Annotated in this window: 8 protein-coding genes; 5 read left to right on the forward strand and 3 right to left on the reverse strand. The window is 71.8% G+C overall.

Features of this window, described 5'->3' with window-relative positions; translation table 11 throughout:
- Window positions 1-6,267, forward strand: a 6,267-nt coding sequence (locus ABZT47_RS39725; protein WP_354853803.1) for a type I polyketide synthase, incomplete at its 5' end; no start/stop codon positions are given.
- 206 nt (window positions 6,268-6,473) lie between these two features.
- On the opposite strand, the gene ABZT47_RS39730 is transcribed toward ABZT47_RS39725, so the two are convergent.
- A complete protein-coding gene (locus ABZT47_RS39730; protein WP_354853806.1) occupies window positions 6,474-7,199 on the reverse strand; it encodes an alpha/beta fold hydrolase in 726 nt (241 codons plus the stop codon).
- Window positions 7,200-7,260: 61 nt separating this feature from the next.
- The gene (locus tag ABZT47_RS39735) at window positions 7,261-9,630 is read right to left on the reverse strand and encodes a penicillin acylase family protein (RefSeq protein WP_354853808.1); all 2,370 of its coding nucleotides are present in this window, start codon (window positions 9,628-9,630) and stop codon (window positions 7,261-7,263) included.
- Window positions 9,631-9,854: 224 nt separating this feature from the next.
- On the opposite strand from ABZT47_RS39735, the gene rfbA reads away from it, so the two are divergent.
- Genes rfbA through ABZT47_RS39755 form a run of 4 tightly spaced genes read left to right on the forward strand, consistent with a single transcriptional unit; the run spans window position 9,855 to window position 13,457 of the window.
- Entirely contained in the window at window positions 9,855-10,730 is an 876-nt protein-coding gene (gene rfbA, locus ABZT47_RS39740) for a glucose-1-phosphate thymidylyltransferase RfbA (protein WP_354853811.1), read from the forward strand.
- The gene (rfbB, locus tag ABZT47_RS39745) at window positions 10,727-11,716 is read left to right on the forward strand and encodes a dTDP-glucose 4,6-dehydratase (protein ID WP_354853814.1); all 990 of its coding nucleotides are present in this window, start codon (window positions 10,727-10,729) and stop codon (window positions 11,714-11,716) included. Before rfbA ends, rfbB begins: the two co-directional genes overlap by 4 nt.
- A 17-nt stretch (window positions 11,717-11,733) precedes the next feature.
- Window positions 11,734-12,348, forward strand: coding sequence for a dTDP-4-dehydrorhamnose 3,5-epimerase (rfbC, locus tag ABZT47_RS39750; protein WP_354853816.1), 615 nt, complete (start codon window positions 11,734-11,736; stop codon window positions 12,346-12,348).
- On the forward strand, window positions 12,345-13,457 hold the full coding sequence (locus ABZT47_RS39755) for a DegT/DnrJ/EryC1/StrS family aminotransferase (RefSeq protein WP_354853819.1): 1,113 nt from the start codon (window positions 12,345-12,347) through the stop codon (window positions 13,455-13,457). The genes rfbC and ABZT47_RS39755 overlap by 4 nt, the downstream gene beginning before the upstream one ends.
- A 1,064-nt stretch (window positions 13,458-14,521) precedes the next feature.
- Here the strand turns inward: ABZT47_RS39755 and ABZT47_RS39760 are convergent.
- Window positions 14,522-19,357, reverse strand: a 4,836-nt coding sequence (locus ABZT47_RS39760; RefSeq protein ID WP_354853822.1) for a type I polyketide synthase, incomplete at its 5' end; no start/stop codon positions are given.

Genomic DNA, 19,357 nt, shown 5'->3' on the forward strand with positions numbered 1-19,357 from the left:
GGTCTGGCCGCCGATGGGCGGTGTAAGTCGTTCGCCGAGGCGGCTGATGGGGTGGGTTGGGGCGAGGGTGTCGGGGTGCTGGTGGTGGAGCGGCTGTCGGAGGCGCGTCGTCGTGGGCATCGGGTGCTGGCGGTGGTGCGCGGCTCGGCGGTGAACCAGGACGGCGCCTCCAATGGGCTGACCGCCCCCAATGGTCCCTCGCAGGAGCGGGTGATCGCTCAAGCGTTGGGGGCTGCCGGGTTGGTGCCCGGGGATGTGGATGTTGTGGAGGCGCACGGCACCGGCACCCCGCTGGGTGATCCGATCGAGGCGCAGGCGTTGCTGGCCGCCTACGGTCAGGGTCGGCGGTCGCCGTTGTGGCTGGGGTCGGTGAAATCGAACCTCGGGCATACCCAGGCGGCGGCCGGGGTGGCCGGTGTGATCAAGATGATCCTGGCCATGCGGCACGGGCTGTTGCCCAAGACGTTGCACGTGGACGCGCCCTCGTCGAAGGTGGACTGGTCGGGCGGGGCGGTGGAGCTGCTGACCGAACCTCGGCCCTGGCCGCGCGCTGCGGATCGGCCGCGCCGGGCGGGGGTGTCCTCGTTCGGCATCTCCGGCACCAACGCGCACGTGATCCTGGAAGAGCCGCCCGTTGAGGAACCGTCGGCCATCGGCGCCGGTTCGACCGCACCCGCTGGTGAGGAAGCGTCGGCCAGTGAGGGGTCGCCGGATAGGGAGCAGGCCGAGGCGGGATCCCCCGTTTCGGATGGAATGGAAGGCACGGCCGCGCTGTCGGTGCCTGTGGCGTTGCCGGTGCCGGTGGTGGTGTCGGCCAAGAGCGAGGCGGCGTTGCGGGCGCAGGCCGGTCGGCTGGCGGAGTTCGTCGTCGGGCATGAGGCGGCTGGTCCGGTCGAGGTGGCCGCCGGCCTGACCCGCCGAGCCGCCCTGGAGTACCGAGCGGTACTGCCGGCGGCCGACCGAGAAGGTCTGCTCGCCGCGCTGCGTACCCTCGCCGGCGAACCAACGGCCTCGGGGTTGACGGCCGGCGGGTTGGCGGCCGGTGGGTTGGCGGCTGGGCTGTTGGGGTCGGCTGCGGTGGTGGGTCGGGTGCGGCCGGGCCGGGTGGCGGTGGTGTTCTCCGGTCAGGGTGCTCAGCGGGTGGGGATGGGCCGGGAGTTGTATGCGGCTTTCCCGGTGTTCGCCCGCGCTTTCGATGAGGCCTGCGCGCTGCTGGAGGTCGAGCTCACCTCCGTCGACGCTGCCGGCGTGGTGACCGGCCTGGCCGGTGGTGTGAGCCTGCGAGAGATCATCCTCGGCCACACAAGCGATACGGGCCAGGCCAGCCAGAACGGTCGGACCGGCCAGAACGGGCAACACGGCCTTACCGGCGAGGCCGGACGGACGGGCGAGAGCGGCCAGGCCGGCGAAATAGGCCAAACCAGCGAGACCAGCCAGACCAGCCAGAGCGGCCAGACCAGTGAGGCCAGCCAGAGCGGCCAGACCAGTGAGGCCAGCCAGACCAGCCAGAGCGGCCAGACCAGTGAGGCCAGCCAGACCAGCCAGAGCGGCCAGACCAGTGAGGCCAGCCAGAGCGGCCGTACGGGCGAGAGCGGCCAGGTCGGCGGGATCGGTCAGACGAGTGGTTCTGGGGCTGGTGGGTTTGTTGCTGGTGGGGTGCTGGATCAGACGGTGTTCGCTCAGGCCGGGTTGTTCGCGGTGGAGACGGCGTTGTTCCGGCTGTTGGAGTCGCTTGGGGTGCGGCCCGACTATGTGGCGGGGCATTCGCTGGGGGAGATCTCTGCGGCGCATGTGGCCGGGGTTCTGGATTTGGCGGATGCGTGCCGGTTGGTGGCTGCTCGTGGCCGGTTGATGCAGGGGTTGCCGTCCGGGGGTGCGATGGCGGCGATCGGCTGCGGCGAGGAGCAGATCGCGCCGGTGCTGGCCGGGCGTGGCGAGATCTCGGTGGCGGCGGTGAACGCGCCTGGTTCGGTGGTGGTCTCCGGCGCTGCCGACCAGGTGGATCAGGTCGTGGAGTGGGCGCGGAACCAGGGGTATCGGACGCGGCCGTTGCGGGTGTCGCATGCGTTTCATTCGCCGTTGATGGAGCCGATGCTGGCCGAGTTCGAGCAGGTGGTGGCCGGGCTGACGCTGCGTCGTCCGGAGCTGCCGCTGGTGTCCAACCTGTCGGGTGACCTGGCCGACGAAGAGGTCACCGAGCCCGGGTACTGGGTCGAGCACGTGCGGCGGCCGGTCCGGTTCGCCGACACCATCACCACCCTGCGCGGACACGGAGTCGGCTGTTACATCGAGGCGGGCCCGGACGCCCAGCTCACCCCGATGATCGAGCAGACCCTCGCCCACCACGACCACACGGGCAGCCGGCACCTCGGCGGGACCGGCGGTGGGGACGGCGACCACGCTCAGGTCCGCCGGGTCGACGGTGGCCGCAAGGACACAGAGCCTGCCTCGGTGGTGGCGTTGCTGCGCCGCGATCGAGATGAGACGGCGCAACTGGTCGCCGGGCTCGGCCAGGCGTGGACGCGTGGCACGGCCGTGGACTGGACCGCCTGGCCGACCGGACCGGCCGGTGCCCGTATCGGCGCCTTGGATCTGCCCACCTACCCCTTCCAGCATCGCCGTTACTGGCTGCAGCTCGCCGCCGGTGACCTGGCCGCCCTCGGCCAGACCGCCGCCAATCATCCGATCCTTGGTGCGGTGGTGGAGCAGCCCGACGGCGGCGCCATCCTGACCGGCCGCCTATCGGTCACGGCCCAGCCCTGGCTGGCCGACCACGTGATCAAGGCCACCCCGATCCTGCCCGGGACCGCCTTCGTGGAACTGGCCCTGCGTGCCGGAGACCAGGTCGGCTGCCGCACCATCGACGAACTCACCCTGCACGCCCCCCTGCCCATCCCCGACCCCGGCCACCACAACAACGGCCACCACAACAACGGTCACCACAGCAACGGTCACCACAGCAACGGCCGGCACAGCAACGGGGACAGCGGCAACGTCGACACCGCAAGCGTCGTGGTGCAGGTCACCGTGACCGGACCAGGCCAAGACGGCCGACGTCAGATCACCATCCACTCCAAAGACGACCACGGGCAGTGGACCCGCCACGCCACCGGCACCCTCACCCCCACCCCCGCCACCCCCGGCGACGCGGCGGCAGACCTGCGCCACGCCTGGCCACCGCCAGGCGCCCAGCCACTGGACACCACCGACCTGTACGACCGCCTGGTCGACCACGGCTACGGCTACGGCCCCGCCTTCCACGGCCTCACCCACGCCTGGGAAGACCATGACGACCTGTACGCCGAGGTGTCGCTGCCGGTTGATGTCGCTGATCCGGCGGGTTATGGCGTTCACCCCGCGTTGCTCGACGCGGCGATGCACGTGGGCATGCTGGCCGTGCAGAATGCCGGTCAGGATGCCGGGGACACCGGTCCGCTGATTCCGTTCAACTGGAACGGCGTCACCCTGCACGCCGCCGGCGCCACCGCGCTGCGCGTACGGCTGCGCCGCCTGGACGGCGATGCGGTCACCAGGCTGGACCTCACCGATCCGGCCGGTCGACCGGTGGCTTCGGTGGAGACGCTGACCGCACGACCGCTGACTTCTGAGCAGTTGGGCGGCGCGGTCCCGACGCGGTGGTTGTACGAGGTGGCTTGGCGGCCGCTGGACGAGCGCGGGCCCGCCGAGACCGACGAGACCGCTGCCGGGGCGCTGGATGTCGCGATGCTGGATGTCGCCTCTTCGGTGGGACCGAAATCCGCTGCCCGAGGCGCGGAGGCTGGTGGCGGCGGGCCGGTGGAGGGTGACGTCCCGGTTCCGGTGCGGGTGCGGTGGGCCGTCGAGGAAGTGCTGGGCGAGTTGCAGACCTGGTTGGCCGAGGCGGACGCGCGGCCGGCAGTGGTGGTGACCCGGGGTGCGGTGGCCGTGGCCGATGGTGAGGTCCCGGATCCGGCGCAGGCTGCGGTGTGGGGGCTGGTGCGGGCCGCTCAGGCGGAGGAACCCGGCCGCATCACCCTGATCGACCTCGACCCGGACGACGTTTCGCTGGAAGACGCGCAGGTCGCCCCTGCATCCGACGGTGCGTCGGCCGCGCACGCTGCCCAGGTGGCCAAGGCGGCCAAGGCGGCCGTGGTGCTTCGGAGCGGGGAACCGCAGGTCGCGTTGCGCGGCGACCGGCTCTTAACGCCCCGGCTGGAGCGGGCCCGTCTCGGCGAGGAGCCCGTGGCGGCCTGGCCGGTCGATGGGACCACGCTGATCACCGGCGGCACCGGCGGGCTGGGCGCCCTGATGGCCCGGCATCTGGTCGCCGTGCACGGCGTGCGGCATCTGCTGCTGGTCTCCCGCCGCGGCCTGGACGCCCCCGGCGCCGCCGAACTACGCGACGAACTGACCGAACAAGGCGCCGAGGTCACCGTCACCGCCTGCGACGTGGCCGACCGCGACGCCGTCACCGCACTACTGGAGCAGATCCCCGGCACCCACCCCCTGCGCGCCGTCGTGCACACCGCGGGGACGAGCGCGAACGCGGTCCTCGCCGACCTCACGCCCGAGCTGGTCGACCAGGTGGCCGGGCCCAAGGCGGACGCCGCCTGGCACCTGCACGAACTCACCCAGAAGCATGACCTGGCCGAGTTCGTGCTGTTCTCCTCGTCGGCATCGCTGGTGGACAACCCCGGCCAGGGGAACTACGCGGCGGCCAACGCCTTCCTCAACGCCCTGGCCGAGCACCGCCGGGCGGCGGGCTTGCCGGCGCGGACGCTGGCCTGGGGCCTGTGGGGCGGCGAGGCGGGCATGCAAAGCCGGCTGCGCGACGACGACCTGGCCCGAATCCGCCGCTGGGGCATGCTGCCGCTGCCGGTGGACGCGGGGCTGGCGTTGTTCGACGCGGCGCGGCGCGCGGACGCCGCCGTGCTGGCACCGATCCGGCTGGACCCGGCCGCTGTGCGCGCCCGCGCGGACGGCGTTCCCGCGCTGCTTCAAGACCTGGCACCGGCCGTACGACGCACGGCGGCGGCGCCGTCGGGCGGGAACGAGCTGGAACCGCTGGCCGCACTGGGCCCCGAGGAGCGCCGGGAGCGCCTGGTCGAGCTGGTCCGCAGGCGGGTGGCCCAGGTGCTCGGATACGCGGACCTGCAGCCCGTGGAGCCGGAGTCGGACCTGGTCGGACTTGGTCTGGACTCACTCGGCGCCATGGAGTTGCGCAACGCGCTCAACTTGGACACCGGTGTCCGTCTGCCGGCCACCGCCGCCTTCGACTATCCGACGGTCAGCGCGCTGGCCCGGGTGCTGGCCGAGGAGATCGCTCCGGCTGCCGTCGCCGCGGCGCCCGGCGTGCCGGCCGGTGAGGCCGCGGCGGCCCACGGCCACGCCCGGCCCGGACCCGCCACGGCGGTCGGCGAGGGACCGGCCACACAGGACCTGCCGGGTGCGGCCGAGACGTTGAGCGGCCTGTTCCGCGCGGCGGCCGCCGCCGGCAAGATCGAGGAGGGGATGGTGCTGCTGCACGCCGCCGCCGCGGTACGTCCCCAGTACGGCGCGGCCGACGCCCCGGCCCGCACCCCGGTGGTGCTGGCCTCCGGCCCGCGCCGGCCGCGGCTGTTCTGCCTGAACTCCCCGATGGCCTTCGGCGGGCCGCACCAGTTCGTCCCGCTGGCCGCGGAGTTCCGCGAGGTGCGCGACCTCGCCGTGCTGCCGGTGCCGGGGTTCGTCCGGGAGGAGAGCCTGCCGGCCTCACTGGACGACCTCGTGCACGGGCTGGCCCGAGCGGTGACCGGCGGCGCCGAGGTCGCCGCGGAGCCGTACGCGCTGGTCGGGTACTCCGCCGGCGGGGTTTTCGCGCACGCGCTCGCGGGCGCGATGGCGGAAGCCGGCCAGGGCCCGGCCGCGGTGATCCTTCTCGACACGCACGTCCCCGGGGCGGGGGAGAGCGCCCGTGTCTGGTCGTCGATCGTGGGCGGCCTTCTCGATCGGGAGGCCGTGTTCGGCCCGTTCACCGCCGCCCGGCTGTCGGCGATGGGCTGGTACGCCGCGCTGCTCTCCCAGTGGCGGCCGGCCGAACTGGCGGCGCCGACGCTGTTCGTCCGCGCCGCCCACGGGGTGGCGACCCCCGGCGGGCCGGCCACGGCCGTCGGCGTGGGCTGGTCTCCGGTCCTCACCCCCGGTACGGCGGTGCGCGAGGTGGCCGCGGACCACTTCAGCATCCTGGAGTCCGAGGCGCGGCAGACCGCCGCCGTGATCGAGGAATGGCTGGCTCAGACGCTCGGGTGAGTGCGAGTCACTCGGATGGCCGGCTGAGATGTCCGGGTGAGTGTGACTCACCCGGATGGTCGGCTCAGAGGTCCAGGTGAGTGTGACCCACCCCGATGGCCTGCGCAGGAGTCGGGTGGGTGTGACTCACGCGAATGGCGGACTCAGAAGTCCGCGTGGGTGTGACCCACCTGAACGGCCGGCTCAGAGGTCCAGCTGAGTGTGAGTCACCTGGACAGCGCGATGAGCGCGTCGGTCACCTCGGCCACCTGGTCGTCCAGGTAGAAGTGTCCCCCGGGGAAGACCCGCAGGTCGAAGTCGCCGGTGGTGTTCCGGCGCCAGGCGCGTGCCTCCTCGACCGTGGTCTTCGGGTCGTCGTCGCCGACGAAGACGACCAGTGGGCAGCCGACCGCGGCGTCCGCGGCGCACTGGTAGGTCTCCACCGCCCGGTAGTCGGCGCGCAGCGCCGGCAGCACCATCTCGAACAGCTCCGGGTCCTGGAGGAACACCGGGTCGGTGCCGCTGAGCCGGCGGAGTTCGGCCGCCACGCCGGCCGGGTCCCGCTGGTGCACCCACTCGTCGCGGTAGGTGGACGGGGCGCGCCGGCCGGAGGCGATCAGCGCGTGCGGCGCCGCGCCGCGCCGCTCGAGGAGCAGGGCGAGTTCGAAGGCCACCACCGCGCCCATACTGTGCCCGAACAGCAGCGTGGGCCGCCCGTCGTCGGGGAGCGCATCGGCGACGCCGGCGGCCAGCTGGCGCACGTCGGTCAAGAGCGGCTCGTGCCGGCGCTCCTGCCGGCCCGGGTACTGCACCGTGTGGGCGTCCAGCGCCGGATGCAGCGCGGCGGACAGCTTGAAGTAGGCGCTGGCCGCGCCGCCGGCGTGCGGCAGTAAGATCACCCGCGCCGGGGCGTCCGGCGCGGGGTGAAATCGCTTGATCCAACGCTCGTCCACAACGCTCCTTCTGCCGTGATTCGTTCGCCGCCTCCCTGGTGAGCCCGGTGAGGCCCGGCGATCACCCGCGGCCGGACGCCGCGGGCACCAGAGTGACGACGCTTTCGGTGTTCCGCGCGACCGCGGCCGGGCTGTACAGCAGCGGCACCTGGGCGCCGGAGCTCCAGGCGGCGGCGAGGTCCGCGTAGTGCGGGCTCGTCGGGTCCCCGGACTGCCCGGGGGCGCTCACGAAGGTGGAGTTGTCCCAGGCTCCGACGTCCAGCACCATCCTGTACGCGGCGCCGGACACCGACCGGTAGGCCCCGGGATAGTACGTCGAGGCGTCCACCGTGGTCGCGGAGCCGCCCCGGGGGATCGGGCCCACGTGCTCGCCCAGCGGGTGGGAGAACAGCGCCTGGTGCAGGCTTCCCCAGCGCCAGGCGGCCGGGTCGGCGCCGAGCCGGCCGCGGACCTCGGCGTAGGCCGCACGCAGCGTCTGCTGCACGAGCCGGTCTCGCACCGCGGCGCCGTCCGGTCCGAACCAGCGGTCCGGACGCTCCAACGCGTCGATCACCTGCCGGATGTCGGCGTGCGGCACCCGGGCGGCCACCGCCGGGGAGACGAACTGGGAGAGGAACGCCGGGCCGAGACGCCCGGAGAGCCAGGGCTCGAACAGCGCCGCGCCGGGGGAGTCGACGCTCGCCGTGCCGTCGTAGTCGCGCAGGAGCCGCAGCGCGGCCGCGGTGTCCGGGTCGTCGCCGGCCGGGATGTCGCGCAGCGCCGCGACGATGCGCCGGGCGTACTCGTCGACCTTGTCGAACTGGAGTCGCGCCATCTCCGACAAGGTGTGCCGGGTCGAGCCGGACAGCACGTCCACGATGCGCTCCTTGCGCGCGGCCGGCTCCCACTCGTAGCCGACGCGCACCGGGTGCCCCGATGGCATGTTGTACTCGTTCGCCGAGGCGACGATGCCGCTCTTGGGGTTGCTCACCCTGGGCAACTCGGCGCCGTCGTAGAAGCCGTCCCATTCGTAGCGGCCGTCGCCGGGCACCGGCAGCAGTCCGTCGTATCCCGGCCGCCGGGGGACCAGGGCGCCGGGCACCCAGCCGATGGCGCCCGAGGTGTCGGCGTAGACCAGGTTCTCCGGCGGGGCGCCCCAGCGCCGCACCCGGGCGGTGAACTCGGGGAAGCTCCGCGCGGTCATGGCGTCGAGACCGGTGAGGTACGGCGCCGTGCCCGGCTCCGACCAGGCGGTGCGCAGGCCGAACGCGAGGCCCCGGTCGGCGTCCACCTTGAGCACCGGGCCGTGCCGGGAGAAGGTCAGCTCCACCTGACGGGGCGTCGAGCCGGCCACCGGCACCTCCTCCCGCACCGTGGTGAAGGGCACCCAGCGGCCACGGTAGAAGTAGCGGCCCGGGTCGTCGGGGTCCAGGCGGTACACCTGAAGGTCTTCCTGGTCTGCGGAGAAAACGGTGAGCGCGAAGGCGGCGCGGTCGTTGTGCCCCATGGAGATGCCGGGCAGCTCCGGCTCGCCGGCGCCGATCACGTCCAGGCCGGGCGCGGACAGGTGGGCGACGTAGCGCAGCGCCGGCGCCGTGGTGGCCCGGTGCGGATCCCCGGCGAGGATCGGCCGGCCGGTGGCGGTGCGCGACGGCGCGAGCGCCCAGGCGTTCGACCCTCCGGGCGACGGCGACGGCGGCGCCGACCGTACCGCCACGCCGTCGAAGGTGACCGGCGTGGTCCCGAGCAGGTAGGTGTCGAGCACGTCCACGGGCACGGCGCACGGGTCGAGTCCGTCCGGCACCTGGGGTTCGTGCGCGGGTTCCAGACGGATGAGGGCCCGGACGGCGGGTTGCCCACCGGAGCACATGGCGGCCGCGAGCAACATCTCGGGGTAGGCGTTGAGCGCCAGCCCGTGGCTGCGGATCCGCACCACGTCCTCAGGGGCCCAGTGGTCCGGCCGGTGGCCCAGCCGGCGGAACTCCGGCGGCAACGCCTCCGGGTGAGCGTTGACCCAGTCGACGTAGGCGTTGACGCCTTGGACGAACGCGGTCACGGCGCGGCGCGTGCCCGGCCCGTAGGCGGCCCACTCCCGCTGGATGTCCCCGCGGTACAGAAAGAGCCGGGCGGCCCGGTCCTTGTCGACGTAACGAGGCCCGAAGGCGGCCGACAGCAGGCCGAGTCCGCGCCGCCGCCACAAGTCGAGCTGGAACAGCCGGTCCCGCGCGGCGTTGTACCCCTGCGCCAGGAACACGTCGTCGGTGTTGCGCGCGTACAGGTGCGGGACCCCCCAGCGGTCCACCACCAGCCGTACCGGCTCGCGCAGCCCCGGGACCTCGCGCGTGGCGGCGTCTCCCGTGTCCCCCGCCGCCCGCTCCGGAGCGGCCGGCGTGAGTGAGAGCACCGCGGCGACGATCACGGCGACGGCACGGCGTGAAGCGACGATCCGCACCGCCGGACCTCCTCCTGGAGACGTCAATGTGGAGTGATTCTCGTCGCCGCGGGAGACCGGGTCAGCCCCTACCTTCCCCTAATCCGGTGGTCTCATCTTGCCCATTAGCGGTCGGGCGCGGACAATCCCCTAAGTCTCCCCCTCTCTCCGGTGATCGATCTTGCCGCTCCGCTGCGCCCCTGCTTAGCCTCGGGCCACTTCCACGCAGCAGAGAGGTAAAGGCCGTGAAAGGAATCGTCCTCGCGGGAGGCCGGGGAACGCGGCTGCATCCGATCACCGCCGCGGTATCCAAACAACTGCTCCCGGTGAGCGACAAGCCGATGATCTATTACCCGATATCGGTGCTCATGTTGGCCGGCATCAGGGATATCCTCCTCATTTCCTCGCCCGACCAGGTGCCGAACTTCGTCCGGCTGCTGGGCGACGGCGCCCGCTACGGGCTGAACATCTCCTACGCCTCCCAGGAATCGCCGGACGGGATAGCCCAGGCGTTTCTCATCGGCGCCTCCCACATCGGCGACGGCCCGGCCGCGTTGATCCTCGGCGACAACATCTTCCACGGACCCTCCTTCTCGGAGGTGCTGGAAGAGACCGTGCGGGAAGTGGAGGGATGCGTGCTGTTCGGGTATCCGGTGAGCGATCCCAGCCGATACGGAGTGGGGGTGACCGACGAAAGCGGGCGCCTGATCTCGCTCGCGGAGAAACCGGCGAAACCGCGCTCCAACAGAGCCATCACAGGCCTGTATTTCTACGACAACGACGTCATCGAGATCGCCGAGAAACTCAAGCCGTCCGAACGGGGCGAACTGGAGATCACCGATGTGAACCTGGCCTACGTACGACGGGGCAGGGCCAGACTCGTGGATCTCGGCAGAGGATTCGCCTGGCTGGACACCGGTACGCCGGAGACGCTGCTGCAGGCGGGACAGTACGTGCAGACCCTCGAACAACGCCAGGGCGTGCGCATCGCGTGCCTGGAGGAGGTGGCGCTCCGCATGGGCTTCATCGACGCGGAGCAGTGCTACCGGCTCGGAGCCGAGCAGTCGCAGTCCGGCTACGGCCAGTACGTGATGAGCATCGCGAGTAGTTACGCGCAATGAGAATCCTGGTCACCGGCGGCGCCGGATTCATCGGTTCCCATTACGTCCGCACTCTGGCCGAGCGGCGCGACTGCACGCTGACGGTTCTCGACAAGCTCACCTACGCGGGCAACAGGGCCAACCTGGAGCCCGCCGAGGGCCGCTTCACGTTCGTCCAGGGCGACATCTGCGACGCCGCCCTCGTCGGAGAGTTGGTGGCCGCGCACGACCAGGTGGTGCACTTCGCCGCCGAATCCCACGTCGACCGGTCCATCAGGGGTGCGGGGGAGTTCGTCCGCACGAACGTGACGGGGACCCACACGCTGCTCGCGGCGGCGGTCGAGCACGGGCTCGGCACGTTCGTGCACGTCTCGACCGACGAGGTGTACGGATCCATCCTCGAAGGCTCGTGGGGGGAGGACCAGCCGCTGTCGCCCAACTCGCCGTACTCGGCGTCGAAGGCCTCGGCCGACCTGCTCGCCCTCGCCTACCACCGGACGTACGGGCTGGACGTGCGGGTGACCCGCTGCTCCAACAACTACGGGCCGTACCAGTTCCCCGAGAAGGTCATCCCGCTGTTCGTCACCAACCTGCTCGACGGCGGCAAGGTCCCGTTGTACGGGGACGGCATGAACGCGCGCGACTGGCTCCACGTGGCCGACCATGTCGCGGGGATCGAGCTGGTACGGCAGGCAGGCCGGCCGGGAGAGGTCTACAACATCGGCGGCGGCACCGAGCTGACCAATCGCGAGCTGACCGAACTGCTCCTTGAGGCCTGCGGCGCCGGATGGGAGCGGGTGGAGTTCGTCGAGGACCGCATGGGCCACGACCGCCGCTACTCCGTCCACGACATCAAGATCCGTGTGGAGCTGGGGTACCGCCCGGCCGTGGACTTCGAGAAGGGCCTGGCCGAGACGGTCGAGTGGTACCGGAACAACCGCCCCTGGTGGGAGGCGCATAAGGGTGCCGTAGGGGTCGCCGCCGCAGATGAGGGCGACCCGACATAACGTCGAAAGAGGGATCAATGCGGATTCGCGAACTCGGCATCGACGGGGTGTTCCTCGTCGAGCCCAAGGTCTTCCCCGACTCCAGAGGACAGTTCCTCGAGGTCTTCAAGCAGCCCGCCTTCATTGAGGCCGTCGGTCATCCGCTGACCGTGGCCCAGGTCAACTGCTCCGTCTCCGTACTAGGCACGATCCGTGGACTGCACGCGATCCACCTGCCCGGCCAGGCCCGCTACGTGAGCTGCCCGAGCGGCGCCATCCGCGACATCGTCGTCGACATCAGGCAGGGCTCGCCCACGTACGGCCGGCACGTCGTGGCGGAGCTGAGCGAGGACAACCGGCACGCGCTCTACCTCGCCGAAGGGCTGGCGCACGGGTTCGCCGCGCTGACCGAGCAGGCCACCGTCTTCTACCTGTGCTCCAGCACCTGGTCGCCGGAGACCTCCTTCGAGGTGAACCCGCTGGACCCCGACCTCGACCTGCCCTGGCCGCGCGACCGTGAGCCCGTCCTGTCGGACAAGGACCGGGCCGCGCCCTCCCTGAAAGAGGCCGAACGGCTCGGCATCCTGCCTTCCTACGCCGACTGCCTGGCCCGCTACGCCGAACTCGCCACACCGGACGGAGCGCCGCGTTGATCCCGTTGTTCAAGGTCCCCATGTCGGAGTCGGCCCCGGCGGCGGTCGCCGAGGTCGTCGGCAGTGGGCAGATCGGCCAGGGCGCCAAGGTCGCCGAATTCGAGCGGGCGCTGGGGGAGCGGATCGGCAACCCGCGCGTCGCCACGGTCAACAGCGGCACCTCGGGGCTGCACCTGGCGCTCCACATGGTCGCCGCGGCAGGGGACGACGATGGCGAGGTGCTCTCCACGCCGCTGACCATGGAGGCCACCAACTGGACCATCCTCGCCAACCGGCTGCACATCAAGTGGGTGGACGTCGATCCCGCCACGCTCAACGTCGACCTCGACGACCTGGCCCGCAAGATCTCCCCCCGCACCCGCGCCATCGTCGTCGTGCACTTCTCCGGCTATCCGGTGGACCTCGCCCGGCTGGCGAAGATCCTCGACGATGCCGAGGCGGCCTTCGGATTCCGCCCCGTGGTGATCGAGGACTGCGCCCACGCGTGGGGCGCCACCTACCAGGGCCGCCGCCTGGGTACCCACGGCAACGTCGCGATGTTCAGCTTCCAGGCGATCAAGCATTTGACCTGCGGCGACGGCGGGGCTCTGGTGCTGCCGGACGACGAACTGCACGAGCGGGCCACACTGCTCCGCTGGTTCGGCATCAGCCGTGGCGCCGACCGGCTGCGCAACCCGCCGGACGTCCCCGAGTGGGGCTACAAGTTCCACATGACCGACATCAACGCCGCGATAGGGCTGGCCAATCTGGACTGGGCGGAGGAGGTCGTGGCACGGCACCAGGCCCACGCCGCCCACTACGACCGGGAGCTCGCCGGCGTGCCGGGACTGGAACTGACCGAACGTGCGCAGGACCGCCAGTCGTCCTTCTGGATCTACCCCGTCAAGGTCGAGGACCGCGCCGGCTTCATGAAGCGCATGGACGAGGCCCAGATCATGGTCAGCAACGTCCACGAACGCAACGACACCCACTCCTGCGTCCGCCGGTACGCCACGCTGCTGCCCGGACTCGACAGCGTGGCCGAGCGCATCGTCTGCCTGCCCGTGGGCTGGTGGGTGACCGAGGAGCAGCGCGCGCACATCGTCGAAACCGTACAGCGAGGCTGGTGAGAGCAGGCCAGACCAGCGGGCAGCCCGCGGCGTCCCTGACGACGCCGCGCGCGGCCTTCTATATGCGACCCCAGATCGGGCCGTTCACATGACGACGGCCCTCAATGCCATGCACCTGCCTGCCCGTGGGCCGGCGGGTGACCGAGGAGCAGCCCGCGCAAATCGTCGACGGTGCTGGTGAGACCACCCCGGATCAGCAGGCACCCCGCGGCGTCCCAACGACGCCCTGTGCGGCCCTCCATGCGTTCGGGACCGGTGCCCTAGGTTCGCCGGTGTGGGCCCTCGTTGCCGGCTATCGGTTCACCAGCGAAGGGCATTGGTGGTGCGCGGTCTACCGTGCCGGTTCGGCGGTGGTGTTTCTGGCGGGGGTTCGTGGTCGCGTCCAAGCGTTCGCGCAGGAACGCCGGTGTACCGCCACGCGGTGGAGGCCTTCCTCGACAGGCCGAGGACGGCGGCTCATGTGATGGCGGCCCTCGAACTCAGGCGTCTGCCGCTCGGCCGGCACGCCCCGCTGTGCGCCGCGGCGCCGGCCTGCCGGTACGCGCCCATGCAGCGGCACGCCGGCACCATCGCCATGGTCCCACGCCCCAGTGGGTGTGCGACTGGCAAGCCGGCCGTTCCGCGACCCGACCACGCAACCGCCATTCACCCCCATGTCGTTCACCCCGGTGTCGTACGCCTGCTGTTCGTCGCATGCGTTCGCATGCTGTCGTGTACGTCTTCTTCAGGGCGGCTTGCGGTGATGACCTGCGTCCACCAGGCGTGGCTCTACTTTCCGGCGGTGTGGGGGTGTGATCGGTGCCTGGTCGGTGGGGGGTGGTACGGCGATGTCGGCGTCTGAGTGTGTCGTTTTGAGGTCGGTTGCGGTGTCCACGTGTGTTCACCGGGCGCGCGGTTCTTCATTCCGGTCGTGTGCTGGGTGTGATCGGCGCCCGGTCGGTGGGTCGTGGTGCGGCGGTGTCGGCGCCTGTTATGGCGCCCGAGCCGGTGAACGTCAGTCATGGGTAGGGGCCTTGTGCACGGCCCCACCGCTGGGGCCGTGCACAAGGGGTCGGGGGACTCGGCTACACCTCGCCACCCAGCTCCTGGTCGAGAATCGCGAAGAGCTCCTCCGCAGAGGCCGCGGCGAGCCGCTCGTCGTCCGCCGAGGAGGCAGGAGACTCGGGAGACTCCGGCTCCGCTGCGGCCGGCCGCTCGGCCTCCGCTGGGGCGAGCCGCTCGGCCAGGTATCGGGCGACCGCGGTGGCGTTCGGCTGGTCGAAGGCGAGCGTGGCGGGCAGCGGAAGTCCGGTCCGCCCGCGCAGCCGGTTCCGCAGCTCGACGGCGGCCAGCGAGCTGAAGCCGAGCTGCACGAAGCCGCGCTCGGCGTCGATCAGGTCCGCGGTGTCGTGTCCGAGCGCCGCTGCCGCCTCGGCCTGGACCAACTCGACCAACATGCGATCCCGCTCGCGGGCGGGCAGCCCGGCCAGCCGCTCCCGCAGCCCGGCTGTGCCGTCCGACCCGTTGGTCCGTGCGGCCACGGCGGCTGTACGGCGCGCGCCCACGAGGTCACGCAAGAGCGCGGGCAGGTCGTCGCCACGAGCCCGCAGCGCGTGGACGTCCGGCCTGATCGGCGCCAGCACCGGCGCGGGCACGCGCAGAGCCGCGTCGAACAGTGCCAGCCCGGTCTCCGCGGAGATCGCCGGTATACCGAGCTTGCGCACCCGGGCCAGGTCGGTCTCCCGCAGCGGCCCGCCGAGCCCGGTGTCCACCGCCCACATACCCCAGGTCAGTGAGGTGGCGGGCAGCCCGGCGGCGGCGCGATCCGCGGCGAGCGCGTCGAGGAAGGCGTTGGCCGCCGCGTAGTCGCCCTGCCCGGCGGCGAGCACCATCCCTCCGGCGGAGGAGAACAGCACGAAGCGGGTGAGGTCATGCTTTCGGGTGAGTTCGTGCAGGTGCCAGGCGGCGTCCGCCTTGGGGCGCAGCACCCGGTCCAGCCCTTCCTCCGACAGCGTGCCGAGCACCCCGCCGGCCACCACTCCCGCGGTGTGCACGACGGCGCGCAGGGGGTGGGTGCCGGGGATTTCCTCCAGTAGTGCGGTGAGGGCGTCCCGGTCGGCCACGTCGCAGGCGGCGATGGTGACCTCGGCGCCTTGTTCGGTCAGTTCGTCGCGTAGTTCGGCGGCGCCGGGGGCGTCCAGGCCGCGGCGGGAGACCAGCAGCAGATGTCGCACGCCGTGTACGGCGACCAGGTGCCGGGCCATCAGTGCGCCCAGCCCGCCGGTGCCGCCGGTGATCAGCGTGGTCCCATCGACCGGCCAGGCCGCGTCGTACGGGTCAACGGCTGTAGCGCGCGATACCCGGTCGGCGTGACCGTCACGCGGGACTGCGGCGCGGGTCAGCCGGGGGACCCACGGCCGGCCGTCACGGATCGCCAGCTCGGGTTCGCCGGTGGCCAGGGCGACGCGCACGCCGTCCGCCAGGTCAGCGGCCGGATCCAGGTCGACCAGGATGATCCGGCCGGGGTTCTCCTCCTGTGCGGCCCGCACCAGGCCCCAGACCGCGGCCCGCGCCGGATCCGGCCCTTCGGTGTCGCGCACCGCCACGGCACCCCGCGTGACCACCACTGCCGGCCGGGTGTCCGCCGCGACCGACCAGTTCTGCAGGCCGGTAAGGACCGGACGCAGGGCGCGACGCACCCGATCGGGCACATCGCCGCCTGAGGCTTCGCCGGCGCCGCCGGTGGCGTCGATGACGAGCGCGTCGGAGGCGTCCACCGCGCCGAGAGGACCCGACGGCGCGACCGGCCGCCACGTCACCGCGAGCAGCGACTCCGAGGCCGGGCGAGCCTGCGCCAGTTGGTCGGCCCTGACCGGCCGGGATACCACCGTCTCCACGGTGGCCACCGGCCGGCCGGTGGGGTCGGCCAGGTCCAGCCTGGTGACCTCGTCGCCGTCCAGGCGGCGCAGCCGTACGCGCAGCGCGGTGGCGCCGGCGGCGTGCAGGGTGACGCCGTTCCAGTTGAACGGGATCAGCGTGGCCTTCGGCCCGGCCACCAGGTCCACGTGCATCGCGGCGTCGAGGATCGCGGGGTGTATGCCGTATCGGGTGGTTTGTCCGGCTTGTTCGGGGAGGGTGATGTCGGCGTAGAGGTCGTCGTGGTGTTTCCAGGCGTGGGTGAGGCCGTGGAAGGCGGGGCCGTAGCCGTAGCCGTGGTCGACCAGGCGGTCGTACAGGTCGGTGGTGTCCAGTGGCTGGGCGCCTGGCGGTGGCCAGGCGTGGCGCAGGTCTGCCGCCGCGTCGCCGGGGGTGGTGGGGGTGGGGGTGAGGGTGCCGGTGGCGTGGCGGGTCCACTGTCCGTGGTCGTCTTTGGAGTGGATGGTGATCTGACGTCGGCCGTCTTGGCCTGGTCCGGTCACGGTGACCTGCACCACGACGCTTGCGGTGTCGACGTTGCCGGTGTCCCCGTTGCTGTGGTGACCGTTGCTGTGGTGGCTGTTGTTGTGGTGGCCGGGGTCGGGGATGGGCAGGGGGGCGTGCAGGGTGAGTTCGTCGATGGTGGGGCAGCCGACCTGGTCTCCGGCACGCAGGGCCAGTTCCACGAAGGCGGTCCCGGGCAGGATCGGGGTGGCGTTGATGGCGTGGTCGGCCAGCCAGGGCTGAGCGGTGACCGATAGGCGGCCGGTCAGGATGGCGCCGCCGTCGGGCTGCTCCACCACCGCTCCCAGGATGGGGTGGTCGGCGGCGGCCTGGCCGAGGGCGGCCGGGTCACCGGCGGGGGCGGGTTGCAGCCAGTAGTGCCGCCGCTGGAAGGGGTAGGTGGGCAGATCCAGATGGCGCACCCGAACCGCGGCCGAACCGGCCCGTCCGGCTGGTTCGGCCGCGGTGGTTCCGGTGGTCGCCGTGGTTCCGGTGGTCGCGGTAGTTCTGGTGCTTTCGGTGGTCGCGGTGGTCCAGGACGGCCAGGCGGTCCAGTCCACACCGGTGCCACACGTCCACGCCTGGCCCAGCCCGGCGACCAGTTGAGCGGTCTCGTCCCGATCGCGGCGCAGCAACGCCACCACCGCGGGCTCACCGCCGTCGTGCCCGTCCCCGGTGTCGTGGTGGGCGAGGGTCTGCTCGATCATCGGGGTGAGCTGGGCGTCCGGGCCCGCCTCGATGTAACAGCCGACTCCGTGTCCGCGCAGGGTGGTGATGGTGTCGGCGAACCGGACCGGTCGGCGCACGTGCTCGACCCAGTACCCCGGCTCGGTGATCTCCTCGCCGGCCAGGTCACCCGACAGGTTGGACACCAGCGGCAACTCTGGGCGCCGCAACGTCAACCCGGCCACCACCCGCTCGAACTCCTCCAGCATCGGCTCCATCAACGGCGAATGGAAGGCGTGCGACACCCGCAACGGCCGGGTCCGGTGCCCGTTCTTGCGCGCCCACTCCACGACCTGATCCACCTGGTCGCCGGCGCCGGAGACCACCACCGAGCCAGGCGCGTTCACCGCCGCCACCGAGATCTCGCCACGCCCAGCCAGCACCGGGACGATCTCCTGTTCCCCGCAGCCGATCGCCGCCATCGCACCCCCGGACGGCAACCCCTGCATCAACCGGCCACGAGCAGCCACCAACCGGCACGCATCCGCCAAATCCAGAACCCCGGCCACATGCGCCGCAGAGATCTCCCCCAGCGAATGCCCAGCCACAAAATCAGGCCGCACCCCGAATGACTCCAGCAGCCGGAACAACGCCGTCTCCACCGCGAACAACCCGGCCTGAGCGAACACCGTCTGATCCAACACCCCACCAGCAACAAACCCGCCAGCCCCAGACTCACTCGTCTGACCGATCCCGCCGACCTGGCCGCTCACGCCGACCTGGCCGCTCACGCCCACCTGGCCGCTCTGGCCGTTCTGGCTGGTCTGGCTCGTCTCGCTGGTTTGGTCTGTTTCGCCGGCCTGGCCGCTCTCGCCCGTCCGGCCAGCCTCGCCGGTCCGACCGTTCTGGCCGGACTGGCCCGTCTGGCTGGTCTGGCCGAGGATGATCTCTCGCAGGCTCGCGCCATCGGCCAGGCCGGTCACCACGCCGACAGCGTCGACGGAGGTGAGTTCGGCCTCCAGCAGCGCGCAGGCCTCATCGAAAGCGCGGGCGAACACCGGGAAAGCCGCATACAACTCCCCGCCCATCCCCACCCGCTGAGCACCCTGACCGGAGAACACCACCGCCACCCGACCCGGCCGCACCCGACCCACCACCGCAGCCGAACCCAGCACCCCGCCAGCCAACCCACCGGCCGCCAACCCACCGGCCGTCAACCCCGAGGCCGTTGGTTCGCCGGCGAGGGTACGCAGCGCGGCGAGCAGACCTTCTCGGTCGGCTGCCGGTAGCACCGCTCGGTGCTCTAGGGTTGCTCGGCTGGTCAGGGCGGCGGCCACCTCGACCGGACCGGCCGCATCGTGCCCGGCGACGAACTCCGCCAGCCGAGCGGCTTGTGCCCGCAACGCCGTCTGGCTCTTGGCCGACACCACCACCGGCACCGGAACCATCGCAGGCGCCGGTACCGGCACAGGCGCCGATCGCAGCGGTGCCGGTGCGGTAGCCGCGGGGTCGCCCTGGGTCGCTGTGGCCGTGTCGCCGTCTCGCTCGCCCGACGGCACCCCTGCAACCGGCGCGTGCGGCGGCTCTTCGGCCGGGGGTTCTTCGAGGATGATGTGGGCGTTGGTGCCGGAGATGCCGAACGAGGACACCCCCGCCCGGCGCGGCCGATCCGCATCCTTGGGCCAGGGCCGAGGTTCGGTCAGCAGCTCCACCGCCCCGCCCGACCAGTCCACCTTCGATGAGGGCGCGTCCACGTGCAGCGTCTTGGGCAACAGCCCGTGCCGCATGGCCAGGATCATCTTGATCACACCGGCCACCCCGGCCGCCGCCTGAGT

The organism is Sphaerisporangium sp. NPDC005289 (genome assembly GCF_040607455.1).
Classification (GTDB): Bacteria; Actinomycetota; Actinomycetes; order Streptosporangiales; family Streptosporangiaceae; genus Sphaerisporangium; species Sphaerisporangium rhizosphaerae.

Coding starts and splice junctions, on each gene's coding strand:
- rfbC (WP_354853816.1), top strand. CDS start 11,734: ATGCGGATTCGCGAACTCGGCATCGACGGGGTGTTCCTCGTCGAGCCC.
- rfbB (WP_354853814.1), top strand. CDS start 10,727: ATGAGAATCCTGGTCACCGGCGGCGCCGGATTCATCGGTTCCCATTAC.